Origin of the sequence: Bradyrhizobium sp. USDA 327, assembly GCF_041262065.1 — a bacterium.
In the GTDB taxonomy this organism is placed as follows: domain Bacteria; phylum Pseudomonadota; class Alphaproteobacteria; order Rhizobiales; family Xanthobacteraceae; genus Bradyrhizobium; species Bradyrhizobium liaoningense.
Window position 1 is genome coordinate 6,877,471 of record NZ_JBGCCW010000001.1, and the last position, 23,729, is coordinate 6,901,199.

At 64.7% G+C, this 23,729-nt stretch carries 21 protein-coding genes and 1 pseudogene; 12 read left to right on the forward strand and 10 right to left on the reverse strand.

Going from position 1 to position 23,729, the window contains the following annotated elements; translation table 11 throughout:
* Positions 1 to 116: 116 nt before the first annotated feature.
* Entirely contained in the window at positions 117 to 998 is an 882-nt protein-coding gene (locus ABIA42_RS32515; RefSeq protein ID WP_028181588.1) for a CoA ester lyase, read from the reverse strand.
* A gap of 103 nt (positions 999 to 1,101) precedes the next feature.
* Between ABIA42_RS32515 and ABIA42_RS32520 the strand changes: the two genes are divergently transcribed.
* Positions 1,102 to 1,746: a carbonic anhydrase gene (locus ABIA42_RS32520; protein ID WP_370117478.1), complete on the forward strand. Its 645-nt coding sequence runs from the start codon at positions 1,102 to 1,104 to the stop codon at positions 1,744 to 1,746.
* Between the two features lie 118 nt (positions 1,747 to 1,864).
* On the opposite strand, the gene ABIA42_RS32525 is transcribed toward ABIA42_RS32520, so the two are convergent.
* Positions 1,865 to 2,899, reverse strand: a complete 1,035-nt coding sequence (locus tag ABIA42_RS32525; protein ID WP_370117475.1) for an aspartate-semialdehyde dehydrogenase — start codon at positions 2,897 to 2,899, stop codon at positions 1,865 to 1,867.
* 116 nt (positions 2,900 to 3,015) lie between these two features.
* On the opposite strand from ABIA42_RS32525, the gene ABIA42_RS32530 reads away from it, so the two are divergent.
* Together ABIA42_RS32530 and ABIA42_RS32535 are read left to right on the forward strand one after the other, a co-directional pair.
* Positions 3,016 to 3,804: a hypothetical protein gene (locus ABIA42_RS32530; protein WP_370117472.1), complete on the forward strand. Its 789-nt coding sequence runs from the start codon at positions 3,016 to 3,018 to the stop codon at positions 3,802 to 3,804.
* A gap of 156 nt (positions 3,805 to 3,960) precedes the next feature.
* Positions 3,961 to 4,347: a hypothetical protein gene (locus ABIA42_RS32535; protein WP_028181592.1), complete on the forward strand. Its 387-nt coding sequence runs from the start codon at positions 3,961 to 3,963 to the stop codon at positions 4,345 to 4,347.
* A 175-nt stretch (positions 4,348 to 4,522) separates the two neighbouring features.
* On the opposite strand, the gene ABIA42_RS32540 is transcribed toward ABIA42_RS32535, so the two are convergent.
* A complete protein-coding gene (locus ABIA42_RS32540) occupies positions 4,523 to 5,170 on the reverse strand; it encodes a DapH/DapD/GlmU-related protein (RefSeq protein WP_370117469.1) in 648 nt (215 codons plus the stop codon).
* Between the two features lie 115 nt (positions 5,171 to 5,285).
* Positions 5,286 to 6,398, reverse strand: a complete 1,113-nt coding sequence (leuB, locus tag ABIA42_RS32545; protein WP_370117466.1) for a 3-isopropylmalate dehydrogenase — start codon at positions 6,396 to 6,398, stop codon at positions 5,286 to 5,288.
* Between the two features lie 227 nt (positions 6,399 to 6,625).
* On the opposite strand from leuB, the gene ABIA42_RS32550 reads away from it, so the two are divergent.
* On the forward strand, positions 6,626 to 7,816 hold the full coding sequence (locus ABIA42_RS32550) for a YbfB/YjiJ family MFS transporter (protein ID WP_370117463.1): 1,191 nt from the start codon (positions 6,626 to 6,628) through the stop codon (positions 7,814 to 7,816).
* A gap of 99 nt (positions 7,817 to 7,915) precedes the next feature.
* Here ABIA42_RS32550 and ABIA42_RS32555 read toward each other — a convergent pair whose 3' ends face one another.
* The 4 genes from ABIA42_RS32555 to ABIA42_RS32570 all read right to left on the reverse strand — a co-directional run bounded on the left by ABIA42_RS32555 (position 7,916) and on the right by ABIA42_RS32570 (position 11,145).
* The gene (locus ABIA42_RS32555) at positions 7,916 to 8,698 is read right to left on the reverse strand and encodes a molybdopterin-binding protein (protein ID WP_370117460.1); all 783 of its coding nucleotides are present in this window, start codon (positions 8,696 to 8,698) and stop codon (positions 7,916 to 7,918) included.
* 14 nt (positions 8,699 to 8,712) lie between these two features.
* Positions 8,713 to 9,342 carry a cytochrome b/b6 domain-containing protein gene (locus tag ABIA42_RS32560; RefSeq protein WP_370117457.1) on the reverse strand — a complete coding sequence of 210 codons (630 nt, stop codon included), beginning with the start codon at positions 9,340 to 9,342 and terminating at the stop codon, positions 8,713 to 8,715.
* Positions 9,343 to 9,523: 181 nt separating this feature from the next.
* On the reverse strand, positions 9,524 to 10,078 hold the full coding sequence (locus ABIA42_RS32565) for a fasciclin domain-containing protein (protein ID WP_271527887.1): 555 nt from the start codon (positions 10,076 to 10,078) through the stop codon (positions 9,524 to 9,526).
* Between the two features lie 305 nt (positions 10,079 to 10,383).
* Positions 10,384 to 11,145 (reverse strand): SDR family oxidoreductase, encoded by a 762-nt coding sequence (locus tag ABIA42_RS32570; protein WP_370117454.1) that lies wholly within the window; start codon positions 11,143 to 11,145, stop codon positions 10,384 to 10,386.
* Positions 11,146 to 11,231: 86 nt separating this feature from the next.
* Here ABIA42_RS32570 and ABIA42_RS32575 point away from each other — a divergent pair, with 86 nt between their 5' ends.
* A complete protein-coding gene (locus ABIA42_RS32575) occupies positions 11,232 to 12,761 on the forward strand; it encodes a malonyl-CoA synthase (protein ID WP_370117451.1) in 1,530 nt (509 codons plus the stop codon).
* Between the two features lie 254 nt (positions 12,762 to 13,015).
* Here ABIA42_RS32575 and ABIA42_RS32580 read toward each other — a convergent pair whose 3' ends face one another.
* Complete coding sequence (locus ABIA42_RS32580) at positions 13,016 to 13,876, reverse strand: sulfite exporter TauE/SafE family protein (RefSeq protein WP_370117448.1); 861 nt, start codon at positions 13,874 to 13,876, stop codon at positions 13,016 to 13,018.
* Positions 13,877 to 14,392: 516 nt separating this feature from the next.
* On the opposite strand from ABIA42_RS32580, the gene sdhC reads away from it, so the two are divergent.
* The 4 genes from sdhC to ABIA42_RS32600 all read left to right on the forward strand — a co-directional run bounded on the left by sdhC (position 14,393) and on the right by ABIA42_RS32600 (position 17,929).
* Positions 14,393 to 14,791 carry a succinate dehydrogenase, cytochrome b556 subunit gene (gene sdhC / locus ABIA42_RS32585; protein ID WP_271527890.1) on the forward strand — a complete coding sequence of 133 codons (399 nt, stop codon included), beginning with the start codon at positions 14,393 to 14,395 and terminating at the stop codon, positions 14,789 to 14,791.
* Entirely contained in the window at positions 14,788 to 15,204 is a 417-nt protein-coding gene (gene sdhD, locus ABIA42_RS32590; RefSeq protein WP_271527891.1) for a succinate dehydrogenase, hydrophobic membrane anchor protein, read from the forward strand. The genes sdhC and sdhD overlap by 4 nt, the downstream gene beginning before the upstream one ends.
* Before the next feature lie 3 nt (positions 15,205 to 15,207).
* Positions 15,208 to 17,043, forward strand: a complete 1,836-nt coding sequence (gene sdhA / locus ABIA42_RS32595; RefSeq protein ID WP_271527892.1) for a succinate dehydrogenase flavoprotein subunit — start codon at positions 15,208 to 15,210, stop codon at positions 17,041 to 17,043.
* Positions 17,044 to 17,146: 103 nt separating this feature from the next.
* Positions 17,147 to 17,929 (forward strand): succinate dehydrogenase iron-sulfur subunit, encoded by a 783-nt coding sequence (locus ABIA42_RS32600; protein WP_028179640.1) that lies wholly within the window; start codon positions 17,147 to 17,149, stop codon positions 17,927 to 17,929.
* On the opposite strand, the gene ABIA42_RS32605 is transcribed toward ABIA42_RS32600, so the two are convergent.
* Positions 17,930 to 19,318: a GAF domain-containing protein gene (locus ABIA42_RS32605; protein ID WP_370143710.1), complete on the reverse strand. Its 1,389-nt coding sequence runs from the start codon at positions 19,316 to 19,318 to the stop codon at positions 17,930 to 17,932. It lies immediately after the preceding gene.
* Positions 19,319 to 19,546: 228 nt separating this feature from the next.
* On the opposite strand from ABIA42_RS32605, the gene ABIA42_RS32610 reads away from it, so the two are divergent.
* The 3 genes and pseudogenes from ABIA42_RS32610 to ABIA42_RS32620 all read left to right on the forward strand — a co-directional run.
* Positions 19,547 to 21,160 (forward strand): GMC family oxidoreductase, encoded by a 1,614-nt coding sequence (locus ABIA42_RS32610; RefSeq protein WP_370117438.1) that lies wholly within the window; start codon positions 19,547 to 19,549, stop codon positions 21,158 to 21,160.
* A gap of 175 nt (positions 21,161 to 21,335) precedes the next feature.
* Positions 21,336 to 23,489, forward strand: coding sequence for an ATP-binding protein (locus ABIA42_RS32615; protein ID WP_370117435.1), 2,154 nt, complete (start codon positions 21,336 to 21,338; stop codon positions 23,487 to 23,489).
* A pseudogene (locus tag ABIA42_RS32620) lies at positions 23,490 to 23,702 on the forward strand (methyltransferase); the annotation flags it as partial.
* Positions 23,703 to 23,729: the final 27 nt, after the last annotated feature.

The following is a 23,729-nucleotide window of genomic DNA, read 5'->3' on the forward strand; positions in this document are numbered from 1 at the left end:
TGGACTGTGTGATCTAAATTACAGGAAATGCTGGCGCACCAGGCCAGCGGCATTTGCGACCTATCGACACTGAGGGGAAATCCGCGCCAGGCGGATATCCGGCGGGAGAAGCCTCCTCAGCCCTTCCCCATCGCCGCGATCGCGTCCGCGATCTCGATCGTGCGCCGGGCCATGTCGGCGTGCAGGCGCTCCACCATGGCGCCGTCGAGACGAATCGCGCCGCGCGAGGCGTTCTCGGGCAACTCGAACGCGGCGATGATCTTTCGGGCGCGCGCGACTTCCTCTTCGGGAGGCGTGAAGATCGCGTTGCAGGCGTCGATCTGCGAGGGGTGGATCAGCGTCTTGCCGTCGAAGCCGAGATCGCGGGCTTGCGCGCATTCGGTGGCGAAGCCGTCGGAATTGGCGATGTCGCTATAGGGGCCGTCGAGGATCTCGAGGCCGTGGGCGCGCGTCGCCAGGATGCAGTGGGTGATCATCGGGATCATCGCGGCGCGGCCCGGCAGCATCCTGATGCGGGTCTCGCGCGAGATATCGTTCGGGCCGAACACGAAGCCGGAGAGGCGGCTCGATGGATCGCGTCCGGCGGCGGCCAGCTCCTCGGCGTGCAGCACCGCGCGCGCGGTCTCGATCATGGCCCAGACCTTCACGGTCGGCGCGGCACCGAGCTCGGCGAGGCGTCGGCCGATGGCGTCGAGATCCTCGACGCTTGAAACTTTTGGAACCAGGATGCCGTCCGGCGATGCCTTGGCGGCCATCGCGACGTCATCCGCCCACCAGGGGCTGTCGAGGCCGTTGGTCCGGATCAAAATCTCGCGCTTGCCAAAACCCTTGGCCGCGATCGCGGCGGCGATGCCGTCACGCGCCGCCGCCTTGGCCTCGGGAGCGACCGAATCTTCCAGATCGAGGATCAGGCCGTCGGCGGCGAGATTACGCGCCTTTTCCAGCGCGCGGGGATTGGAGCCGGGCATGAACAGATGGCTGCGGCGCGGGCGGGTCATGCAAGCGTTCCTTCCTCGTCTGTCGTCCGACATCAGCCGATATCACTTGGCCTGCCCATTCGAAAGGCTTGTTCACCCCAGCGGTCTATGATTAGGCATAGGTATGATGACATTCCCGAAGCATTTGCTGGAAGGCTACAAGGCCTTCGCCACCCAGCGGCTGCCGACCGAGCAGACCCGCTATCGCGATCTGTCGGTGAAGGGGCAGTCGCCGGAAGTGATGGTGATCGGCTGCTGCGACAGCCGCGTCTCGCCGGAGGTGATCTTCGACGTCGGCCCCGGCGAATTGTTCGTCGTCCGCAACATCGCCAACCTCGTGCCGGTGTATCAGCCCGACGGCACCGCCCACGGCGTCTCGGCGGCGCTGGAATATGCCGTGACGGTGCTGAAGGTGAAGCACATCGTGGTGCTTGGCCACGCGCAATGCGGCGGCATCCGCGCCTTCGTCGACAAGATCGAGCCGCTTACGCCCGGCGACTTCATCGGCAAATGGATGCAGATGTTCATCAAGCCGGGCGAAGTGGTCGAGCAGCGCGAGCATGAGAGCATGGCGCAGTTCGTCGAGCGCATCGAGAAGGCCGCCGTGTTCCGCAGCCTGGAAAACCTGATGACGTTCCCGTTCGTACGCAAGGCCGTGGAGAGCGGCCAGATGCAGACACATGGCGCCTATTTCGGCGTCTCGGAGGGCTCGCTGTTCGTGCTGGACAAGGCGACGAAGGAATTCAAGAACGCGCGGAGCGTGGCGTAGGCGACCGCTCTCGTAGGGTGGGCAAAGCGAAGCGTGCCCACCACCTGTCGCAATCGGAAAGAATGGTGGGCACGGCGCGCGAAGAGCGCGCCTTTGCCCACCCTACGGCATCTCGAAATTACGCCGCCTTCTTCTTCGCGCTGATCAGCTTGCGGTTGATCAGCACCTCGGCGATCTGGATCGCGTTGAGCGCTGCGCCCTTGCGTAAGTTATCGGACACGCACCAGAGCACGAGGCCGTTCTCCACGGTCGCGTCCTCGCGGATGCGGCTGATGTAAGTGGCGTCCTCGCCGGCCGCCTCATAGGGCGTGGCGTAGCCGCCGGGCTCCTGCTTGTCGATGACGAGGCAGCCCGGCGCCTTGCGCAGGATTTCGCGCGCTTCGTCCGCGCTGATCGGGTTCTCGAACTCGATGTTGACGGCCTCGGAGTGGCCGACGAACACCGGCACGCGCACGCAGGTGGCCGAGAGCTTGATCTTGGGATCAAGAATCTTCTTGGTCTCCGCCATCATCTTCCACTCTTCCTTGGTGTAGCCGTCCTCCATGAAGACGTCGATCTGGGGGATGACGTTGAAGGCGATGCGCGCGGGAAACTTCTTATTGACGATCTCGCTGTTGGTGTAGACGGCCTTGGTCTGCGAGAACAGCTCGTCCATCGCGTCCTTGCCGGCGCCCGACACCGATTGATAGGTCGAGACCACGACGCGCTTGATCGTGGCCTTGTCGTGCAGCGGCTTGAGCGCGACCACGAGCTGCGCGGTCGAGCAGTTCGGGTTGGCGATGATGTTCTTCTTCTTGAAGCCTTCCGTCGCAGCCGCGTTCACTTCCGGCACGATCAGCGGCACATCCGGATCCATGCGCCAGGCCGAGGAATTGTCGATCACGACCGTGCCGGCGGCGCCGATCTTCGGCGACCATTCCTTCGACACCGCGCCGCCCGCCGACATCAGGCAGATGTCGACGTCGGAGAAGTCGTAATGCTCGAGCGCCTTGACCTTCAGGGTACGGTCGCCATAGGAGACCTCGACGCCGACGCTGCGGCGCGAGGCCAGGGCCACGACCTCGTCCGCGGGGAATTTGCGCTCATCCAGGATGTTGAGCATTTCCCGTCCGACATTGCCGGTCGCGCCGACGACTGCGACTTTGTAACCCATCGTTCACTCTCCGATGAAAAAGCCCGTTCCTGAAGCTGACGCTTAAACAGGAAGAGCAGCGCTTCTATGCGAGAACCGGCCTCAAGACAACGTGGGACCATGCCTGAAGGCCGTGGATGCAGTCGCCTGAGGCCAGTACGGCCGTTAGCCCTACCCGGACCGCCATCCAGCTGGCGCTGCTGGCCTTCGCCGACGAGGTCGTCGGCACGCTGGCGCGCCTGATCGCCTATGTGGGGACGCTCGCCCTGTTTGCCATCCTCGCCCTCGCGGCGCTGGGCCAGCTGCCCGATCTGCGCGACAACGAGCCGGCCGGGAGACCCGGCTGGAGCGTGGCGGACCGTTCGCACCCGGCCTTCGCGATCAGCCGACGCGATTCCTCCGACAAAACAGCGTCTTATACCATCCTGAGGCACCCCGAAGGCGGCCGCAGGGACGTGCTGCGCTGGACCGATGACGCGGGCAGGCCCGTGGCGGAGCTCGAAATCTACCGCGAAGGCACCGAATTCGACGTGACACGTCCGGCGACCGCGGATCTCGCCGCCCAGATGGGCTTGGGCACGGCCATCGCGCTCGAGCAGGCCGGCCTGATCGACAGCAAATTCGGCCCCGTCGCCCTGTTCCGGCCAACCGGCACAATGGAGGGCGCTTGCCTCGGTTACCTCAAGCGCAGTGAGGAGCCGGCGCTCCAGATCTCCGGCTTCTCCTGTCAGGGCGACAGCCTGCCCGCCCGGCGCGCGGCGATCGCCTGCACGCTGAACCGGCTGACGCTGTTGGCCTCGGGCAACGAGCCCAGGCTGGCGGAATTGTTCGCCCATGCGGAGCTGAAGCGCCGCGGCTGCGACCCCGCGGGCTCGGCGGACTGGCTGCTCGGCGCCGCGAACGCGCAATTGCGCGGAGCGCTTTGATCGGCATCAAGCTCAAGTGGCTGGTTTGCATGCAACTTTTGCCGGTGCGCACGATTATTCCCCGCTGGTGTGACCCAATTGACCTAGTTGCGGTCACCCCCGCCGGGCTAGTATGCGATGAAATCGACTGGCGGCGTGCCGCCCGAAGGGGACGTGATGAGCTCGAAATTTTCTGCCGCGAACAAACTGGCGACATTGCTTGCGGCGGGCGCCGCAATTGCCATCGCGTTCGCGACTCCGGCCTCGGCCGACACCAAGACCAAGCGCAACTATGACGAGCGCGGCCGCCCCTATTACGGCCCGAGCGGCCCCAACGCGGTCTATCAGCAGGGCCGCACCCGCATCTATGTGAGCAAGCGCTCCTGGCTGGACGGCGGCACCGAGGTCAATCCGGGCGACCGCAAGTTCACCGATTACGCCTTCCCGCCGGCCGTTGGCTATCCGTCCTTCGCCCGCGAGAACCTGAATCGCCCGATCGACCGGCAGCCGCTCTCGCCGCCGCAGGATGTCGGCGGCTATCCGCAGAACTTCCCGCTGTACTGAGCGGACGCAAGGCGACCCGAATCAAGATGGCCGGGCTCAAGCCCGGCCATTTTTGTTTGGTTCGCGATGCCGCCCTAAAGCGCGATGCGATTAGGATGAATCGTCATCGCGCTTTAGGTTGTTGTTTAAGCATGATCTTTTCGGAAAACCGCTGCGCACTTTTCCGGATCATGCTTTAGGATTCCGCGGCTGAAGCAAATGCCGGATCGTAACGCCCGCAGAATTCTTCGATCGCCTCGGAGCGGAAATCGCCGAGGCGCTCGAAGATGAGCGCATCCGGCCAATCCCACCAGGCGATCCGGCGCAGGCTTGCCGCGACGGACGCGGCAAAGCGTCTGCGGATGGCACGCGCGGGAACGCCGCCGACGATGGTGTAGGGCTCGACATCGCGGCTGACGACGGCGCCTGCAGCAATCACCGCGCCGTCGCCGACGCTCACGCCCGGCAGCAGGATGGCGGCGTGCCCGATCCAGACGTCATTGCCGACGACGACGCGGTCGCCGCGGCGTTCCGCGAAGAAGTCGCGGTCACGCGTCGCGCTCGCATCGTAATATTCCGGGCAATAGGTGAAGCGATGCTGGGATGGGCGGCCCATCGGATGATTGGGCGCGCCGATCCGCACCGAGTTGGCGATGGCCGTGAACTTGCCGATCACCGCGTCGGCGACGTCGCAATTCTCGCCCAGATAGGAGTAGTCGCCGAGCGAGGCATATTCGATGCGCGTGTTGGCGAGCACCTCGCAACGGCGCCCGATCTGCGCCTCGCGCAGGCGCACCGTTTCATGGACGATGGTTTCCGCGATCTTGGGGCGGGGTGAATCCATGAGGGAGCTCCGATGAAGTCGTAGCCCGGGTGAGCGTAGCGACACCCGGGGAACACTGCAGGCAAGGTCCCGGATGTCGCTTCGCTCATCCGGGCTACGATTGCGGCGCTTGTGGCTACGCGTGCAGCTTCTGCAATTCCTTCAGGATCGCTTCGCCCATCTGCGTGGTCGAGGCGGACGTGGTGCCTTCCGACTTGATGTCGGCGGTGCGCAGGCCGCTGGCGAGCACCGCGGCGATCGCGGCATCGACCTTGTCGGCGAGATCGCCCATGTCGAAGGAATAGCGCAGCGCCATCCCGAAGGACGAGATCATCGCAATGGGATTGGCGAGGCCCTTGCCCGCGATGTCAGGGGCCGAGCCGTGCACCGGCTCGTACAGCGCCTTGCGCTTCTTGCTCTTCACATCCACCTCGCCGAGCGAGGCCGAGGGCAGCATGCCGAGCGATCCCGTCAGCATCGCCGCGATGTCGGACAGCATGTCGCCGAACAGATTGTCGGTGACGATGACGTCGAACTGCTTCGGCCATTTCACCAGCATCATGCCGCCGGAATCGGCGAGCTGATGCTCGAGCGTGACGTCGGGATATTCGCGCTTGTGAACCTGGGTCATGACCTCGTTCCAGAGCACGCCCGACTTCATGACGTTGCGCTTCTCCATCGACGTCACCTTGTTCTTGCGCTTCCTGGCAAGCTCGAAGGCGACGCGGCCGATGCGCTCGATCTCATAGGTGTCGTAGACCTGGGTATCGATGGCGCGCTTCTGCCCGTTGCCGAGATCGGTGATGGTCTTGGGCTCGCCGAAATAGACGCCGCCGGTGAGCTCGCGCACGATCATGATGTCGAGCCCCTCGACCGCCTCGCGCTTCAGGCTGGAGGCATCGGCGAGCGCCGGGTAGCACACGGCGGGACGCAGGTTGGCGAACAGAGCGAGATCCTTGCGCAGGCGGAGCAGGCCGGCTTCGGGGCGCACCTCGTACGGAACCGCATCCCATTTCGGGCCGCCGACCGCGCCGAAGATCACGGCGTCGGCCTCTTTCGCCTTGGCCATGTCGCCCTCGGAGATCGAGACCTTGTGGGCGTCATAGGCGGAGCCGCCGACGAGGCCGGTGTCGGTCTCGAACCTGGCGATCCCGGCCGCATTGAGCCAGTCGATCAGCCGCTTCACCTCGCCCATCACCTCGGGGCCGATACCGTCGCCGGGGAGCAGCAGCAGTTTGTGGGTCGCCATGGTCGTTCTTCCTCCGTTTCGTCATGGCCGGGCTTGTCCCGGCCATCCACGTCCTGGCTTGCGGCGCGAAGAACGTGGATGCCCGGCACAAGGCCGGGCATGACGGCATCTCGTGAATTTCGGCCGGAGTGCTAGAGCGGCGTTGCGCGCTTGGCAAGACACCATTGCCGCCTCGCCGCTGTGCAAGACAGGCAGGGCCTGCCACAGTGCGGGCGCCGGAGTACCCCTTGCACGCCCCTGACAGCCCCTCGCCCAACCCGCATCTTGCGCGGCTGATCCTGACCCTGTCGCTGGCTGCGACGGTCGGGCTCGGCATCGGCCGCTTTGCCTATGCGCTGGTGCTGCCCGACATGCGGGAGGACCTCGGCTGGTCCTACTCGGCCGCCGGTTTCATGAACACGATCAACGCCGTCGGCTATCTCGTGGGCGCGCTGGTGGCGTCCCGGCTGATCCAGCGCATCGGCTGGTCCGCGGCGATCCGCGGCGGGACCCTGGCCTGCGTCGCCGCGCTCGCGACCTGCGCGCTATCGGGCAATTTCGTTGCGCTGAGCCTCGCCCGTCTCGTGCTGGGCCTGGGCGCGGCGGTCGGCTTCGTCGCCGGCGGCGCGCTGGCCGCGACCATTGCCCAGTCGCGCCCGGAGCGGGCCAACTTCCTGCTGAGCCTGTTCTACGCCGGGCCCGGCATCGGCATTCTCGCCTCGGGGCTGATCGCTCCGTTCACGCTGCAATATTTCGGGCCGGGCTCGTGGTGGATCGTGTGGTGGGCGCTGACGCTGCTGTCGGTCGCGATGACGATCCCGCTGTTCCTGATCCGCATCGAGAGCGGCGTCCGCTTCTCGGAAGGCAGCCACGCCGCCTTCGCGATCCTTCCCGTGCTGATCTACCTCGCCGGCTACTTCCTGTTCGGCGCCGGTTACATCGCCTACATGACCTTCATGATCGCCTATGTGCGCGACGGCGGCGGCGGGGCCGCGGCGCAGGCGGCGTTCTGGAGCCTGATCGGGCTGAGCGCCTTCGTCACGCCCTGGGCCTGGCGTGGCGTGCTGGCGCTGGACCGCGGCGGGCTCGCCACCGCGATCATCCTCGGCACCAACGCGTTAGGCGCGGCCTTGCCGATGCTCGGGCATTCGCCGGCCTGGCTCGCGGTGTCGGCGGTCGTGTTTGGCGTCGCCTTCTTCGCCGTGGTCGGCTCGACCACCGCCTTCGTGCGCTTCAACTATCCACCCGAGGTGTGGCCGACCGCGATCGCCGCGATGACGATCTCGTTCGGCGTCGGCCAGACGCTCGGGCCGATCGTGGTCGGCGCGATCACGGATGCGCTGGGGAGCCTGAGCTACGCGCTGAACGTGTCGGCGGCGCTGCTGGCGCTGGGCGCGGTCGCGGCGCTGTGCCAGCGGAAGGTGGGGCTTAAGTCTTAGCCGTCATTCCGGGGCGCGCGTAGCGCGAACCCGGAATCCAGAGATCGCGGCGCGAGATTCCGGGTTCTCGCTTCGCGAGCCCCGGAATGACTGCCCCAATCAGCTCCCACTGAACGAATTGTATCCCTGGTCTTCCCAATAGCCGCCCTTGTAGTCGTTGGTGACTTCCATCGAGACCACGTATTTCGGATTCTTGAAGCCGAGCTTCGTCGGCACGCGGATCTTCATCGGGAAACCGTAGGCACGCGGCAAAATCTCGTTCGCGTATTTGAACGTCATCTGCGTCTGCGGGTGCAGCGCGGAGCGCATGTCGAGCGGTGAATTGTAGCCGTCCTTGTCGGCGCACTGGAACCAGACATATTTGGCGCGCGTGTCGGCGCCGATCAGCTTGAGGAAGTCGCGCATGGGCGTACCGGTCCAGCTGCCGATCGCGCTCCAGCCCTCGACGCAGATGTGACGCGTGATCTGCGTGACCTGCGGCAGCTTGTAGAGCTCGTCCAGCGTCCATGACTTCTTGTTGTCGACGAGACCGCGCACCTCGAGCTTCCAGTCGGCGCCGTCGATATCGGGCGCGTCATCGAGATCGTAATAGGCGTTGAACGGAAACGGCTTCGTGATCGCGCTCTCGGGAAAGGTCGGCGCCAGCGCATCCGGATTGAACATCCAGGCCTGCACGGCGTCGTTGAACTTCGAGACCTTGGCGAGCATGGTTTCGGCCGAGGACGAGTCGATCACGTCGCATCCGGTGAGCAGCGTCAGCGCCCCGAGACTGGCACCGCCCGCGATGAAGCGACGGCGGGTGACATCGGGCATCGTCTTGAGCGAGTCCCTGATCAGGAGCCGCTTGTCGACGCCGGGGATGAGAAACGGACGCTTGGCCATGACAATACTCCTAATCAACGGCCGATGATCATGGCGCGCAGGCTCTTCGGCACGAGCAGCGCGAGCAGGACATGGATGACGAGGAATGCGCAGATCGCGGCCATGCAGAAGAAGTGCACGTAGCGCGCGGCCGGATAATCGCCGAACAGCATCACGAGGTAATAGAGCTGTACCGGCTTCCATATCGCAAGTCCCGACAACACGATCAGCACGCCGACCACGATGATGCCGGCATAGAGCAGGCGCTGCACGTAGTTGTAGACGGTGAGATCGTCATGGCCGAGCTTGAAGGTCAGCGCCGCCCTGACGTCGTGCAGCACGCCGGACGCCGTGATCGGCAGCAGCTTCCTGCGGAAGCGGCCGGTGACGAAGCCGGTGACGAGATAGGCGAGACCGTTGATCATCAACAGCCACATCGCCGCAAAGTGCCAGAGCAGGCCGCCGCCGAGCCAGCCGCCGAGCGTATACTCGCGCGGGAAGCTGAAGCCGAATAGCGGCGAGGCGTTGTAGATCTGCCAGCCCGACAGGATCATCAGGATCATGGCAAGCGCGTTGACCCAATGCATGATCCGCACCCAGGCCGGCTGGATCACTTTGGCCGGGGTGGCCCCGACCTGCTCGTCGGTGACTGTGAGGCTCGCCATGCTGGTTCCGTCCTGAAGATCGTCTGACGGCAATTATACGCCGAAGTTTCCGCTTTCGTTACGCCCTGTCCGGCATCGAATCGATGCCGCGAGCTTATCGTGGTCACAAAAAAGCGAGCCGGGCACCCCCGGCTCGCCGTCTCAAAGCATCCTGTCGGGGATGAAACAGGATCGCGCGGTGTTACGTCGCCGGCATCAGCACGGTATCGACCACATGGATCACGCCGTTCGACTGGTTGACGTTGGAGATCGTCACCATCGAGGTGCCGCCCTTGGCATCGACGATCCAGACTTTTCCATCCTGCTTCTTCACAGTGAGCTCCTCGCCTTCCGCGGTCTTCAGCTTCTTGCCGTCCGTGAGATCGGAGGCCGCGAGCTTGCCCGGCACGACGTGATAGGTGAGAATCTTGGTCAGCGTCGCCTTGTTCTCGGGCTTGACCAGATTGTCGACGGTGCCGGCCGGCAGCTTGCCGAAGGCGGCGTTGGTCGGCGCGAACACCGTGAACGGACCCTTGCTTTCGAGCGTCGGCACCAGGCCCGCCGCCTTCACCGCCGCCACCAGCGTGGTGTGGTCCTTGGAGTTGACCGCATTCTGGACGATGTTCTTCGACGGGAACATCGCGGCGCCGCCGACCATGACGGTCTTCTCCTCGGCGCGGACGGGCGCGACGACGGTCGCGGTGATGGCGAGGGCGCTGAAGGCGGCAGCAGCGAGATAGGCAATGCGCTTCGACATGGAAAGTCTCCCGATTGAATTGTGACCGGCGATGGCCGGCGTTTGCGTTGGGGCAACAACGGCGCCTGCGACAGTTTGACGTGAAGCAGTCACGCGTCGTTGGTCCGAACTACGGGAGAGTTTGCGAAGTGGTTTCGGGGAAAAATTCTTTGTGATGCGTGAAACTAAGCGGGGGGATGCTCGTGTGTGAGCGAGCGCCGTCATTGCGAGGAGCGAAGCGACGAAGCAATCCAGTCTGTTTCCGCGGATACATTTCTGGATTGCTTCGCTTCGCTCGCAATGACGAGCTCGCGGCTACGCCCGGGCTAATCCCTGTTGTTCGGCGTCTGGATGAAGCCGCGATTGTGCGTCGGGCTGATCAGGAGCTCGTTGATGCAGACACGCGGCGGCATGCTGGCGATGAAGGCGATGGTGCGGCCGAGATCCTCGGGTTGCAGCATCTTCGCCTGCTCCTCCTCGCTCGGCACCACCGGGCGCAGCTTCAGGATGGGGGTCGCCACCTCGCCCGGCATCAGACAGCAGGCGCGCAGGCCGTTGACGCATTCGTCCATGTTGAAGGAATGAGTCAGCGCCAGCACCGCGTGCTTGGTCGTGGTGTAGGCCGGACCCGGCATCTTCGAGACATGGCGGCCGGCCCAGGACGAGACGTTGATGATCGAGCCGTCCTGCTGCTTGCGCATCGTCGGCAGCACCGCGCGCATGCAATAGAGCACGCCGTTGAGATTGACCTGGACCAGCTTGTCCCAGCCCTCCAGTTCCATGTCCTTCCAGCTCCGCTTGGGGACATTGATGCCGGCGTTGTTGACGAGAAGGTCGATGCGGCCGTGCTTTGCGACGATCTGATCGGCCGCCTTCTGAGCCTCGGCCGCGTTGGAGACGTCGAGCGCAATGGCCTCGGCCGCTCCGCCCGCCCCGCTGATCCTGGCAACCACGGTATCCAGGGCATCCTTGCGGCGGCCCGAGACCACCACCGTCCAGCCGTCGGCCGCCAACGCCTCGGCGCCGGCTTCCCCGATCCCGCTGCCGCCGCCCGTGACCCAGGCCACGCGTTTCCCGTTTTTTGACATGCAAACTGTCTCCGTTGCTTCTGCGGGGCGGTTTTTGCTAATCCAGCCCTCGGTTTTGACCGGCCACTGCCGGCGAGGAATGTTGCATGAACCAAGCTGCCGACGCCAACCTGTTTTCCCGCCTGTTCGATGGCCTGGACGATCCCAAGCGGCTCGCGATCGAGACGCATGACGGCGCCCATATCAGCTATGGCGATCTGATCGCGCGCGCGGGGCAGATGGCGAACGTGCTGGTCGCCCGCGGCGTGAAGCCGGGCGACCGCGTCGCGGTGCAGGTTGAGAAGTCGGTCGCCAACATCGTGCTCTACCTCGGCACGGTGCGGGCCGGCGCGGTCTATCTGCCGCTCAACACCGCCTATACGCTGAACGAGCTCGACTACTTCATCGGCGATGCCGAGCCGTCGCTCGTGGTCTGCGATCCCTCAAAGGCGGAAGGGCTCGCCCCCATTGCCGCCAAGGTGAAGGCCAAGGTCGAGACGCTCGGGCCCGACGGCAAGGGCTCGCTGACGGACGCCGCCGACAAGGCGAGCAGCGAGTTCGCCACGGTGCCGCGCGAAAACGACGATCTCGCCGCGATCCTCTACACCTCGGGCACGACGGGCCGCTCCAAGGGAGCGATGCTGACGCACGACAATCTCGCATCGAACTCGCTGAGCCTCGTCGACTACTGGCGCTTCACCGACAAGGACGTGCTGATCCACGCGCTGCCGATCTATCATACGCACGGCCTGTTCGTGGCGACCAACGTGACGCTGTTCGCACGCGCCTCGATGATCTTCCTGCCGAAGCTCGATCCGGATCTGATCATCAAGCTGATGGCGCGCGCGACGGTGCTGATGGGCGTGCCGACCTTCTACACGCGGCTCCTGCAAAATCCCGCGCTCTCCCGCGACACCACAAAGCACATGCGGCTGTTCATCTCGGGCTCGGCGCCGCTGCTCGCCGACACCCACCGCGAATGGTCGGCACGCACCGGACATGCGGTCCTCGAGCGCTACGGCATGACCGAAACCAACATGAACACGTCGAACCCCTATGACGGCGAGCGTGTGCCCGGCGCGGTCGGTTTTCCCCTTCCCGGCGTTTCGGTGCGCGTCACCGATCCCGAGACCGGCAAGGAATTGCCGCGCGAGGAGATCGGCATGATCGAGGTGAAGGGCCCGAACGTGTTCAGGGGTTACTGGCGCATGCCGGAGAAGACCAAGGCCGAATTCCGGCCCGACGGATTCTTCATCACCGGCGACCTCGGCAAGATCGACGCCAAGGGCTACGTCCACATCCTCGGCCGCGGCAAGGATCTCGTGATCTCCGGCGGCTTCAATGTGTACCCGAAGGAGATCGAGAGCGAGATCGACGCCATGCCTGGTGTGGTCGAGTCCGCCGTGATCGGGGTGCCGCATGCCGATTTCGGCGAGGGTGTCACGGCGGTGCTGGTCTGCAACAAGGGCGCCGATGTCAGCGAAGCCTCGGTTCTCAAGGCGCTCGACGGCCGGCTCGCCAAGTTCAAGATGCCCAAGCGCGTCTTCGTCGTCGACGAGCTGCCGCGCAACACCATGGGCAAGGTGCAGAAGAACGTGCTGCGCGATACGTACAAGGATATCTACGCGAAGAAGTGAAGTGCTCGTCGCAGTCGTTGCAGCGGAGAGCATCCACATAGCGCGCTGTCATGCCCCGGCTTGCCGCCTTCGCTGACGCTTCGGCGCGCCGAGCAACTCCGTGGGCCTCGGCGTAGCCTTGGCGGAGCCGGGACCGGGGCATCCAGTACGCCGCGGCCTCTCGGTCCAATCAATGCTGTCTCTGGAATACTGGATCGCCCGATCAAGTCGGGCGATGACAGCGGAACATGAGGCGAGCGCTCGGCCTTAAGCACTCACTGCCCGCCCAACAAACTCATCACGAACCGGCTGCCGACGATAAACAAATAGCACCCGAACGCGGCCTCCAGCGTCCGCTTCGACATCGCATGCGCGGCTCTCACGCCGAGCGGTGCTGTCACAAGACTCATCGGCATCACCAGCACGGCACCGATCAGCGAGACGTAGCCGAGCGCGAAGGGAGCCTGCAGGGCCGCGACGGCCGGATATTTCGCCGCCGCCGGCCAGCCGGCATAGATGTAGCCGAGCGCGCCGGGAATCGAGATCAGCACCGCGAGCGCCGACGAGGTCGCGACGGCCTGATGGATCGGACGGCTATAGAAGGTCATCAGCAGGTTCGAGAACAGGCCGCCTCCGATGCCCATCAAGGTCGACAAGATGCCGACGCAGAAACCGTAGACGCGCATCAATGGGCCCTTCGGCAGATCGTCACCGAGCGTCCAGGTCTCACGCGCGAAGATCAGCCGGACCGCGGCCGACCAGGCGACGGCCACGAACACGATCTTGAACAGCCGCTCCGGCGCGTAGCGCGCGATCACGCTGCCGGCGAGGACGCCGATCACGATCGGCAGCCACCAGACGCGCAGGATCGTCATGTCGACCGCCCCGCGCCTGTAATGTGCCTGGAACGAGCGGATCGAGGTCGGGATGATCACGGCGAGCGAGGTGCCGACGCACAGCGGCATCCGGACCTCGAGCGGCACGCCGGCGATGCGGAAGCACTCATAGAACACCGGCACGAGGATCGCGCCGCCGCCGATGCCGAACACGCCGGCCAGAAATCCCGAGAGCGCACCGGTTGCGATCAGCAGCAGCGCGAGCTCGACGATTTCCCTGATATCAAGACCCGCAATCACCCCGACCTGCCCGCCGACTGGCGCAGCTCCTCCGAAGCATCGGCTCGGATCTGGCTGCGAGCAAAAGCTGTAGGCGATCAGCCTGATCTGGTCGACGCCGGCGCAGCCCGGCTGGGGTGGAATGCGGGCCGCGCATATCGGCCGTTCGCGCGCATGGCGCCGTTGAGCTGCGCCCGTGATCCCGTCCTAGGGAATGAGCGGCAGCTGCGCCGATGGGCTGACCAGCATAAGCCGCCGATGGCAAGGCGGCGGCTTAGAGGCGTTCCAATAGTGATTTCAATGCGCCTCGCGCGGCTACTCAAGAGATGAATATATATTCTTAGCTTCGTTCACGGACCGACTTCCTGGTATACCAAGACCGTGATTGGCCTTGTTTCATCAAGGCCATAGAGCTGAACCCAAATTCGATTTATGGCGATTTGGTGATTGCGCCGGCGAAATCGACTCCGTAAATAGAGCCAACCTTTCCGATCCCCGCGCGCCCCCTGCTGGGCCGCCATACAACATCAAAAGCCCATGTCCGCACGGATCGAACGACCGCTTTCTCCACACGTGCAAGTGTACCGCTGGACGCTGACGATGGCCCTGTCCATCATCCATCGCGCCACCGGTATCGCCCTCTATGTCGGAACCCTGCTGCTGGTCTGGTGGCTGGTTGCTGCCGCCTCCGGCCCGGCCGCTTACGCGCACGTCCAAGCCTTCGCCGGCAGCATCATCGGGCGGCTGATCGTGTTCGGCTACACCTGGGCCTTGATGCACCATATGCTCAGCGGCATCCGGCATTTCGTCTGGGATCTCGGCTACGGCTTCAAGGCCAATGAGCGCGAAGCGCTGACCTGGGGCGCCCTGATCGGCGGCATCGCGCTGACGGTGCTGATCTGGATCATCGCCTATGCGAACGGAGGCGGCCGATGAGCTTTGACGAATCCCACGGCTCTCCGAAGCGTCCCTCGATGCGAACCCCGCTCGGCCGCGTCCGCAATCTCGGCGCCGCGCACTCCGGCACGTCCGATTTCTGGCGCCAGCGCATCACCGGCGTCGCCATGACGCTGCTGATGATCCCGGCGCTGGTGATCATCATCATGCTGCTCGGCCGCAACCAGGTCTACGCTGCACAGACTCTGAGCTCCATTCCTGTCGCGGTGATCCTGCTCCTCTTCATCCTCGCCAGCGCCTGGCACATGAAGATCGGGATGCAGGTGGTGATCGAGGACTACGTCCATAACGAGAAGCTGAAGCTCACCGCGATCATGCTCAACAACTTCTTCTCGATCGCCGTCGCGCTCGCCTCGACCTATGCGATCCTGAAACTTTCTTCCGGAGTGTAACCCATGGCCGCCACAACGAATGGCACGGGCAACGGCGCTCCCGCCACCAACGGCAAAGCCTATCCGATCGAAGACCACACCTACGACGTCGTCGTGGTCGGCGCCGGCGGCGCCGGCCTGCGCGCGGTGGTCGGCTGCAGCGAGGCCGGACTTCGCACCGCCTGCATCACAAAAGTGTTTCCGACCCGCTCGCATACGGTCGCGGCACAGGGCGGCATCTCCGCCTCGCTCGGCAACATGCACAAGGACGACTGGCGCTGGCACATGTACGACACCGTGAAGGGGTCGGACTGGCTGGGCGACCAGGACGCGATCGAATACATGGTGCGCAACGCGCCCGAGGCGGTCTACGAGCTCGAGCATTGGGGTGTGCCGTTCTCGCGCACCGAGGACGGCAAGATCTACCAGCGCCCGTTCGGCGGCATGACCCTGGACTACGGCAAAGGCCAGGCGCAGCGCACCTGCGCCGCCGCCGACCGCACCGGCCACGCGATGCTGCACACCATGTACGGCCAGTCGCTGCGCCACGCGGCCGAGTTCTTCATCGAATTCTTCGCCATCGACCTGATCATGGACGACCAGGGCACCTGCCGCGGCGTCATCGCGATCAAGCTCGACGACGGCACGCTGCACCGCTTCCGCGCCCAGACCGTGATCCTCGCGACCGGCGGCTATGGCCGCGCCTACGCCTCCTGCACCTCGGCGCACACCTGCACCGGCGACGGCGGCGGCATGGTTCTGCGCGCCGGCCTGCCGCTGCAGGACATGGAGTTCGTGCAGTTCCACCCGACCGGCATCTACGGCTCGGGCTGCCTCGTCACCGAAGGCGCGCGCGGCGAAGGCGGCTATCTCGTCAACTCCGAGGGCGAGCGCTTCATGGAGCGCTATGCGCCGTCGGCGAAGGACCTTGCCTCGCGCGACGTGGTCTCGCGCGCGATGACGATCGAGATCCGCGAGGGACGCGGCGTCGGCAAGAAGAAGGATCACATCTTCCTGCATCTCGACCATCTCGATCCCGCCGTGCTGGCCGAGCGCCTGCCGGGCATCTCCGAATCGGCAAAGATCTTCGCCAATGTCGACGTGACGCGCGAGCCGATCCCGATCGTGCCGACGGTGCACTACAACATGGGCGGCATTCCCACGAACTATCACGGCGAAGTCCTGACCAAGAAGGACGGCGACGACAACGCGGTGATCCCCGGCCTGATGGCGATCGGCGAAGCCGCCTGCGTCTCCGTGCACGGCGCCAACCGCCTCGGCTCCAACTCGCTGATCGACCTCGTCGTGTTCGGCCGCGCCGCCGCGCTCCGTCTCGCCGAGAAGCTCACGCCCAACGGCAAGCAGCCCGAGCTGCCGGCGAACTCGGCCGAGATGGCGCTCGGCCGCCTCGACCATTTCCGTTACGCCTCAGGCGGCACACCCACCGCGAAGCTTCGCGAGGGCATGCAGCACGTGATGCAGAACAATTGCGCGGTGTTCCGCACCGGCGAGGTGCTGAGCGAAGGCCAGAACCTGATCCAGAAGGTCCACAGCGGCATCAGCGACATCGCCGTATCCGACCGCTCGCTGGTGTGGAATTCGGACCTCGTCGAGACGCTGGAGTTCGACAATCTGATCTCGCAGGCGGTGGTGACGATGAACTCGGCCGCCAACCGCACCGAGAGCCGCGGCGCCCATGCGCGCGAGGACTTCTCCGAGCGCGACGACAAGAACTGGATGAAGCACACGCTGGCCTGGCTGGACGACACCGGCAAGGTCAGGATCGAGTACCGCCCGGTTCACGACTACACCATGACCAACGACGTGCAGTACATCCCGCCGAAGGCGCGCGTGTATTGATCGAACAGTAGCCGTCATTCCGGGGCGATGCGAAGCATCAGGCCCGGAATCTCGAGATTCCGGGCCTGGTCCGACCAGCCCGGAATGACGAAAGGTTAGAGCAATGGTTGAATTCGCACTTCCGAAGAACTCCAAGATATCGGGCGGCAAGACCTGGCCGAAGCCCGCGGGCGCGACCGAGCTCCGCGAGTTCAAGGTCTATCGCTGGAATCCGGACGACGGCAAAAATCCCAGCGTCGACACCTATTACGTCGACACCAATGATTGCGGTCCGATGGTGCTGGACGGCCTGATCTGGATCAAGAACCACATCGACCCGTCGCTGACCTTCCGCCGCTCCTGCCGCGAAGGCGTCTGCGGCTCCTGCGCCATGAACATCGACGGCCAGAACACGCTGGCCTGCACCCGCTCGATGCACGACGTCAAGGACGGCGCGGTGAAGATCAATCCGCTGCCGCACCAGCCGGTGGTGAAGGACCTCGTCCCCGACCTCACCAACTTCTACGCCCAGTATGCGTCGATCGAGCCGTGGCTGAAGACGACCTCGCCGACGCCGCAGAAGGAATGGCGCCAGAGCCACGAGGACCGCGAGAAGCTCGACGGCCTCTATGAGTGCATCCTGTGCGCCTGCTGCTCGACCTCGTGCCCGAGCTATTGGTGGAACAGCGAGCGCTATCTCGGACCCGCCGCGCTGCTCCAGGCCAACCGCTGGGTCTCCGATTCCCGCGACGAGGCAACCGGCGAGCGGCTCGACAATCTCGAGGACCCGTTCCGCCTCTACCGCTGCCACACCATCATGAACTGCGCCAAGGCGTGCCCGAAGGGGCTGAACCCGGCGGAAGCCATCGCCGAGCTCAAGCTCAAGATGGTCGAGCGCCAGATCTGATTAACGCTGGGTGATACCCACTTTCGATCTCGCGGTGCTCTGCTGATGCTCCGCGACGCGCTCGATGGCAGGCTGGGTTGACGCTGCTGCCTTGCCTTTTTTTGCCGATCCGTGCTCGATCGTCCAGCGCAATTGGCGGTCCGTGGCGCGCAGCTTGATCTCGTCCGAGGCGAGCGCGGCGAGATTGGCAAGGATCTGCTTTTGGGTTTCGTCCAACGTGCGCGGCCGGGTGTCGATCACGCAGAGTGAACCCAGCGTGAAGCCGTCGGGGTCGATCACCGGGCAACCGGCATAGAACCGAAACCCCAGTTCCCCCGTCACAGCCGGATTTTCCGCGAAGCGCGGGTCGGTCGCGAGATTCTCGGCGACCATGATATCCCTCTGCAGAATGGTGTAGTTGCAGAACGCCCAGCTGCGCGGCGTGTCGACCAGCTCGAGCCCGTAGCGCGACTTGAACCATTGCCGGGTCGGGGTGAGCAGCGTCAGCAGTGCGACGGGAGCGTCGAGGCTGCGCGCCGCCAGCCAGGTCAAGCGATCAAAAGCATCCTCCGGTGGCGTGTCAACGAGGCCGGAGCGTTCGAGCGCGAGAAGCCGCTGGCCCTCATTGTCCGGGAAGGGAAACGAAGGCGGCGTCTCGAACGGGAAGGGAGACTCGACGGTGCCCCGAATCGCGATTTCTATCGCTTGGGGTAATTCGGGCAATTCGTCGATGAAGCGTGTCGTCGCGGTATCGAGCCCGACCGTGCCGATCTGCCGTCCTGCGGCCGAGCGGCCGACGACCAGGATCTGGGTGCGTCCGAGCGCTGGATCGGAGCGCAGGCTTTCCAGCACGGCCAATCTGCTGACGTCCGATGGCTCACTTTCGATCACTATCGCCGCCGGCAGCCGAGCGCCGATCGCAAGCAGTGCCGCGTAGATGTCGGTGTGACTCTCGACGATACAGTAATTGACCTTCGCCAGAGCCGCTTCGTAGTCGGCGATGCGTTCCGGGCGCGCAATGACGATCACCCGCGCGGAAGCAAACATCGGCGGCTCGCTGGGGCCAGATATCACGGCGAGAACGTCGCGGCGGTAGACGCGGCGATGGCCTCCCGGGGTTTTCCAGGAAGGGATCGATCCGCCTTCGATCAGAAGCTGAGCCGTGCGGACCGAGACGCCCAGTATCCTGGCAGCCTCCGCCGTCGTCAGAATTTCCTTGGCCATACCATCCATCTTTGCCCCCGACCGCGCGCCGGCCGGCTCATCCCAAGCCTCACAATGTCGTGCTCTCCCTTCTGTTGACAAGGGGCGGAAGGTCCTATTTTGATAAATATGATGATTATGATAGATTTGATAAATCTGATAGGTTGGCTTCGCACTGCTTGGCTGATGCGAACTGCCAGAGGCCAACCGTTCCGACCGCGCCCGGGTCCGAGCCCTCCCAGCCAAGCCTTGGAGTCGTCGATGCTCGGGAAGAGCCCGGCCTCGGCCAAGCGTCCCACGAAACCCAAAGAGCGAGAACGGCGCAGTCCGTGAGGTCGCTTGCCGATCCCGGCGTTCCCGTCGGCGCTTCACTCTCCTCACCGGCGTCCATCTGGAACCTTGCTTTCACCCACCGCCCACTTGCCTGGAGCATCCATGAGTGACCTTCTGCCCTCTGATCTTCCGGAGTTTGCTGAACGCGTTGCGGCCAATCAGCGCCGGCTCAGCGACAATCCTCGCGCCAGCTACGATTTCATCGTTTGCGGCGCCGGCAGTTCCGGCTCCGTCGTCGCTCGACGCCTTGCTGAAAATCCGTCCGTGACAGTCCTGCTGATCGAAGCAGGAGGGAGCGACGAGGTGCCGACCGTCATGGAGCCGTCGGCATGGCCGGGAAACCTCGGCAGTGCGACCGACTGGGGTTTTGTCGCGGAACCCAACCCGCACTTGAACGGGCGCGCGCTTCCGATGTCGATGGGTAAAGTTCTCGGCGGCGGGTCAAGCATCAACGTGATGCTGTGGGCGCGAGGTCATCGCAGCGACTGGGATTTTTTCGCCGAAGAAGCGGGCGATCAATCTTGGGGTTATGACGCAGTCTCGAAGATCTTCCGGGAGGTTGAGGACTGGCAAGGCCCGCCTGATCCGCGTCATCGCGGCACCGGCGGCCCCGTCTTCGTGCAGCCGTCACCCGATCCCGGCCCAGCCGCATTGGCTATGCTCGGCGCCGCGGAGGAGATCGGCATTCCGACCTTTGAAAGCCCCAACGGTGAAATGATGGAGAGCGAAGGCGGCTGCGCCGTCACAGACATTCTCGTCCGCAATGGCAGGCGCAACTCCATTTTCCGCGCCTATACTTATCCATTTCTCGACCGGCCCAATCTCACTCTGCTGACCGGTACGCAGGTCTCCCGCATCCTGCTCGAGCGCGGGAGGGCTGTCGGCGTCGAGGCTGTACGTCACGGCCGGCTCCTGCGGATCCACGCGACCCGGGAGGTCGTGCTCGCGCTCGGAGCGATCCAGACGCCGTCTGTGCTGATGCGTTCCGGCATCGGCGATGAGTCGGAACTTCGACCGCTTGGCATTCCCGTGGTCCAGCACCTGCCCGGTGTCGGTCAGAACCTCCAGGATCACGTGTCGTTCGGATGCATTTGGGAATATCGCGAGCCGATCGCACCGCGCAACACCGGCAACGCGGCGACGCTCTACTGGAAATCCGATCGCGAGCTCAAGACTCCCGACCTGCTGTTCTGCCAGGTCGAATTCCCGGTGCCGAGCCCCGAGACGGCAGGCCGGGCGCCTGCCCACGGCTGGACGATGTTTGCCGGCCTCGCTTTGCCGAAGAGCCGAGGCAGGGTCAGTCTCCGAAACGCGGAGCCGCTGGCAACGCCGCGGATCGAAGCCAACATGCTGTCGCATCCTGACGATGTGAAGACCGCGATCGCCTGCGTCGAAGTTTGCCGCGCGCTCGGCAATACCCGCGCCTTCGAGCCGCTGGTGGCGCGCGAGAGCATGCCTGGTCCTCTCGGCGCCGCCGAGATGGAACGCTTCGTGCGCGACTCGGCGGTGACCTACTGGCACCAGACATGCTCCGCGAAGATGGGACGCGATGCGATGTCCGTGGTCGATGGCAAGCTCAAGGTCTACGGCATCGACCGGCTTCGCATCGCCGACGGTTCGGTGATGCCGCGGATCACCACCGGGAACACGATGGCGCCGTGCGTCATCATCGGGGAGAAGGCGGCCCGCGCGCTGCGCGACGAGCACGATATCTGACCGCGCAGCCAGGCTGGTCTGGGAAAGAGCCCTGTCCGTCGGGCGCAATTTGAGTAGAATCTTTCTCAGCCCGCGAGGCGCGCGGCTTCGCAAGACTTCAACCCGTGGTTGGACCCACAAGCTGCTTCCTTCCTGGCGCGAAATTCGGTTAAGCTTGCAATCAGGGACCGGAGCCGTGCAGGGCGCGCATCGCAATTCGCTAAGGCTTTTGCAGTGGATGATGGCGGCATCCCTGGCGCTGCCGATTGCGCTCTTCGCCGTTGCCGCCACGATCTCCTACACCTCCACCAGGGATATCGCCGACCGGGAGATCGAGCGCACGGTCGATGTCGCTCATGAGCACGCGCTCAAGGTGTTCGAGACCATCGACCGCAGCATCGCCGAGCTCAACGAGGTCGTGCGCGGCTTGCCGGACGACATCATCCGCGCGCGCGAACCGGCGCTGCATCGCCGCCTGAAGCGCCTGACCGATGCGCTGCCGCAGCTCAAATCGGCGTGGATCTTCGATGCGAACGGAAAAGCGCTGGTCAACAGCCTTGCCTCGCCGCCGCCGGACCTCGGCTTTGCGGATCGCGATTACTTCTACGCCCATATCGACCATGGCATCGGCACTTTCATCGGCACGACCCTGACGCCACGGCCACCCTATCGGGGCGCCCGCTTCTTCGGGGTCAGCCGCCGCCGTGACTCCGACGACGGCAGCTTCATCGGCGTGATCCAGGCCTCGGTCCTGCCGGAATATTTCGAGAGCTTTTACGCCAGAATTGGATCGGATCCCGGCAGCTTCTTCGCGATGGGACGCACCGACGGCGCGATGCTCACGCATTTTCCCCGGCTTGACCGCGAGTTTCGGCTCGATCCGGCCGGAGAGGTGGGCCAGAAGATCGCGGCTCAACCCGAGCACGGCCTCATCACCGTCGCCTGGCCCTCGGACGGCATCGAGCGGCGCATCGCCTACCGGCGTGTCGCCGAATATCCGATCTATGTCAGCGCCGGGCTCGAGACCTCGGCGATCCGCGCGCGCTGGTTCGCCACCATGGGCCAGCATCTGGTGTTCGGCATTCCCGCGACCGCGCTTCTGTTTCTGTTGCTGGCGCTCGCGTTGCGGCGCACCCAGCACCTTCAGGCCGAAGCTGCGAGACGGCGCGAGGCCGAGGAGGCGCTCAAACACGGCCAGCGCCTGGAGGCGCTCGGTCAGCTCACCGGCGGAGTCGCGCACGACTTCAACAACCTCCTGACCGTGATCCGCGCGTCGGTCGACCTCCTGAACCGGCCGCAACTGACGGAGGAGCGCCGACAGCGCTACATCACGGCCATTGCGGATTCGGTGGCGCGCGCGGCCAAGCTGACCTCGCAGCTGCTTGCCTTTGCGCGGCGCCAGACCCTGAAGCCGGAGGTGTTCGACGTCGGTGCGCGGATGCAATCGCTGCACGACATGCTCGCCACGCTGCTGGGGCCCGCGATCGAGATCGTCATGCAGCTGCCGGCGGAGCCGTACCTCGTCAATGCCGATGCCAGCCAGTTCGAGACGGCGCTGATCAACATGGCCACCAACGCGCGCGATGCCATGCGGGGCAAAGGCAGGATCGTTTTGAACGTCGAGGCCACGACGACCGTTCCGGACACGCTGGCGAAGCTTTCGGCCGGCCAGACCTTGGCAAACCATGGCTTCGTCCGCGTCAACGTCAGCGACACCGGTGTCGGCATTCCCGCCGCACGGCTTGGGCGCATCTTCGAGCCGTTCTTCACCACCAAGCAGATCGGCCACGGCACCGGTCTCGGCCTGTCCCAGGTGTTCGGCTTCGCCCGGCAATCCGGCGGTGAGGTGACCGTCACGAGCGAGGTGGGACACGGCAGCACCTTCTCGCTCTATCTGCCGCGCGTGTCGCCGGAGCTGCTGCCGCAGCGCCAGGCGCCCAACACTGCGCCGGCAATGGCCGGTACCGGCATGTCGGTGCTGGTGGTCGAGGACAATATCGAGCTTGCCAATTTCGCCGCGGATGGCCTCACCGAGCTCGGCTACAGCATCACGCTGGTCGACAATGCCGCCGATGCGCTTGCCGAGCTCGTCGTGGATGCGGATCGTTTCGACGTCGTGCTCTCGGACGTGGTGATGCCCGGGATGACCGGGCTCGATCTGGTACGGGCGATCCGCGAGCGCGGCATCGCCGTGCCGGTCGTGTTGACCACGGGCTACAGCCAGGCTCTGTCACAAGAGGGCGCGGCCGGCTGCGATCTCGTGCAAAAGCCCTATTCGGTCGAGGAATTGTCGCGCGTTCTGCACCGGGCCGCGCGGCTGCGGCACGTCCGCGACGGCGCCGCCGAGTGAACGCAGGTCGATTCGCTCAAGATCGACGTCGAGGGTTTTGAGGACCGCGTGCTGATCGGCTTCTTCCGCGATGCGATGCGCTCGCTATAGCCGCGCGCCGTCGTCATCGAACGTCTGTCACAACGCGAATGGCAGCAGGATTGTATTTCCGGCATGATCGCGCGCGGTTTCGCGATGACACGCAGGCGCCGAAGCAATACGTTCCTGTCGCGCCGACAGGGACGAACAAGGGAGGTTGCA

Bases quoted from the DNA above. Each gene is read 5' to 3' on its own strand.
- ABIA42_RS32515 (WP_028181588.1), bottom strand. From the start codon at position 998: ATGACCCGCCCGCGCCGCAGCCATCTGTTCATGCCCGGCTCCAATCCC.
- ABIA42_RS32520 (WP_370117478.1), top strand. From the start codon at position 1,102: ATGATGACATTCCCGAAGCATTTGCTGGAAGGCTACAAGGCCTTCGCC.
- ABIA42_RS32525 (WP_370117475.1), bottom strand. From the start codon at position 2,899: ATGGGTTACAAAGTCGCAGTCGTCGGCGCGACCGGCAATGTCGGACGG.
- ABIA42_RS32530 (WP_370117472.1), top strand. From the start codon at position 3,016: ATGCAGTCGCCTGAGGCCAGTACGGCCGTTAGCCCTACCCGGACCGCC.
- ABIA42_RS32535 (WP_028181592.1), top strand. From the start codon at position 3,961: ATGAGCTCGAAATTTTCTGCCGCGAACAAACTGGCGACATTGCTTGCG.
- ABIA42_RS32540 (WP_370117469.1), bottom strand. From the start codon at position 5,170: ATGGATTCACCCCGCCCCAAGATCGCGGAAACCATCGTCCATGAAACG.
- leuB (WP_370117466.1), bottom strand. From the start codon at position 6,398: ATGGCGACCCACAAACTGCTGCTGCTCCCCGGCGACGGTATCGGCCCC.
- ABIA42_RS32555 (WP_370117460.1), bottom strand. From the start codon at position 8,698: ATGGCCAAGCGTCCGTTTCTCATCCCCGGCGTCGACAAGCGGCTCCTG.
- ABIA42_RS32560 (WP_370117457.1), bottom strand. From the start codon at position 9,342: ATGGCGAGCCTCACAGTCACCGACGAGCAGGTCGGGGCCACCCCGGCC.
- ABIA42_RS32565 (WP_271527887.1), bottom strand. From the start codon at position 10,078: ATGTCGAAGCGCATTGCCTATCTCGCTGCTGCCGCCTTCAGCGCCCTC.
- ABIA42_RS32570 (WP_370117454.1), bottom strand. From the start codon at position 11,145: ATGTCAAAAAACGGGAAACGCGTGGCCTGGGTCACGGGCGGCGGCAGC.
- ABIA42_RS32575 (WP_370117451.1), top strand. From the start codon at position 11,232: ATGAACCAAGCTGCCGACGCCAACCTGTTTTCCCGCCTGTTCGATGGC.
- sdhC (WP_271527890.1), top strand. From the start codon at position 14,393: ATGTCCGCACGGATCGAACGACCGCTTTCTCCACACGTGCAAGTGTAC.
- sdhD (WP_271527891.1), top strand. From the start codon at position 14,788: ATGAGCTTTGACGAATCCCACGGCTCTCCGAAGCGTCCCTCGATGCGA.
- sdhA (WP_271527892.1), top strand. From the start codon at position 15,208: ATGGCCGCCACAACGAATGGCACGGGCAACGGCGCTCCCGCCACCAAC.
- ABIA42_RS32600 (WP_028179640.1), top strand. From the start codon at position 17,147: ATGGTTGAATTCGCACTTCCGAAGAACTCCAAGATATCGGGCGGCAAG.
- ABIA42_RS32610 (WP_370117438.1), top strand. From the start codon at position 19,547: ATGAGTGACCTTCTGCCCTCTGATCTTCCGGAGTTTGCTGAACGCGTT.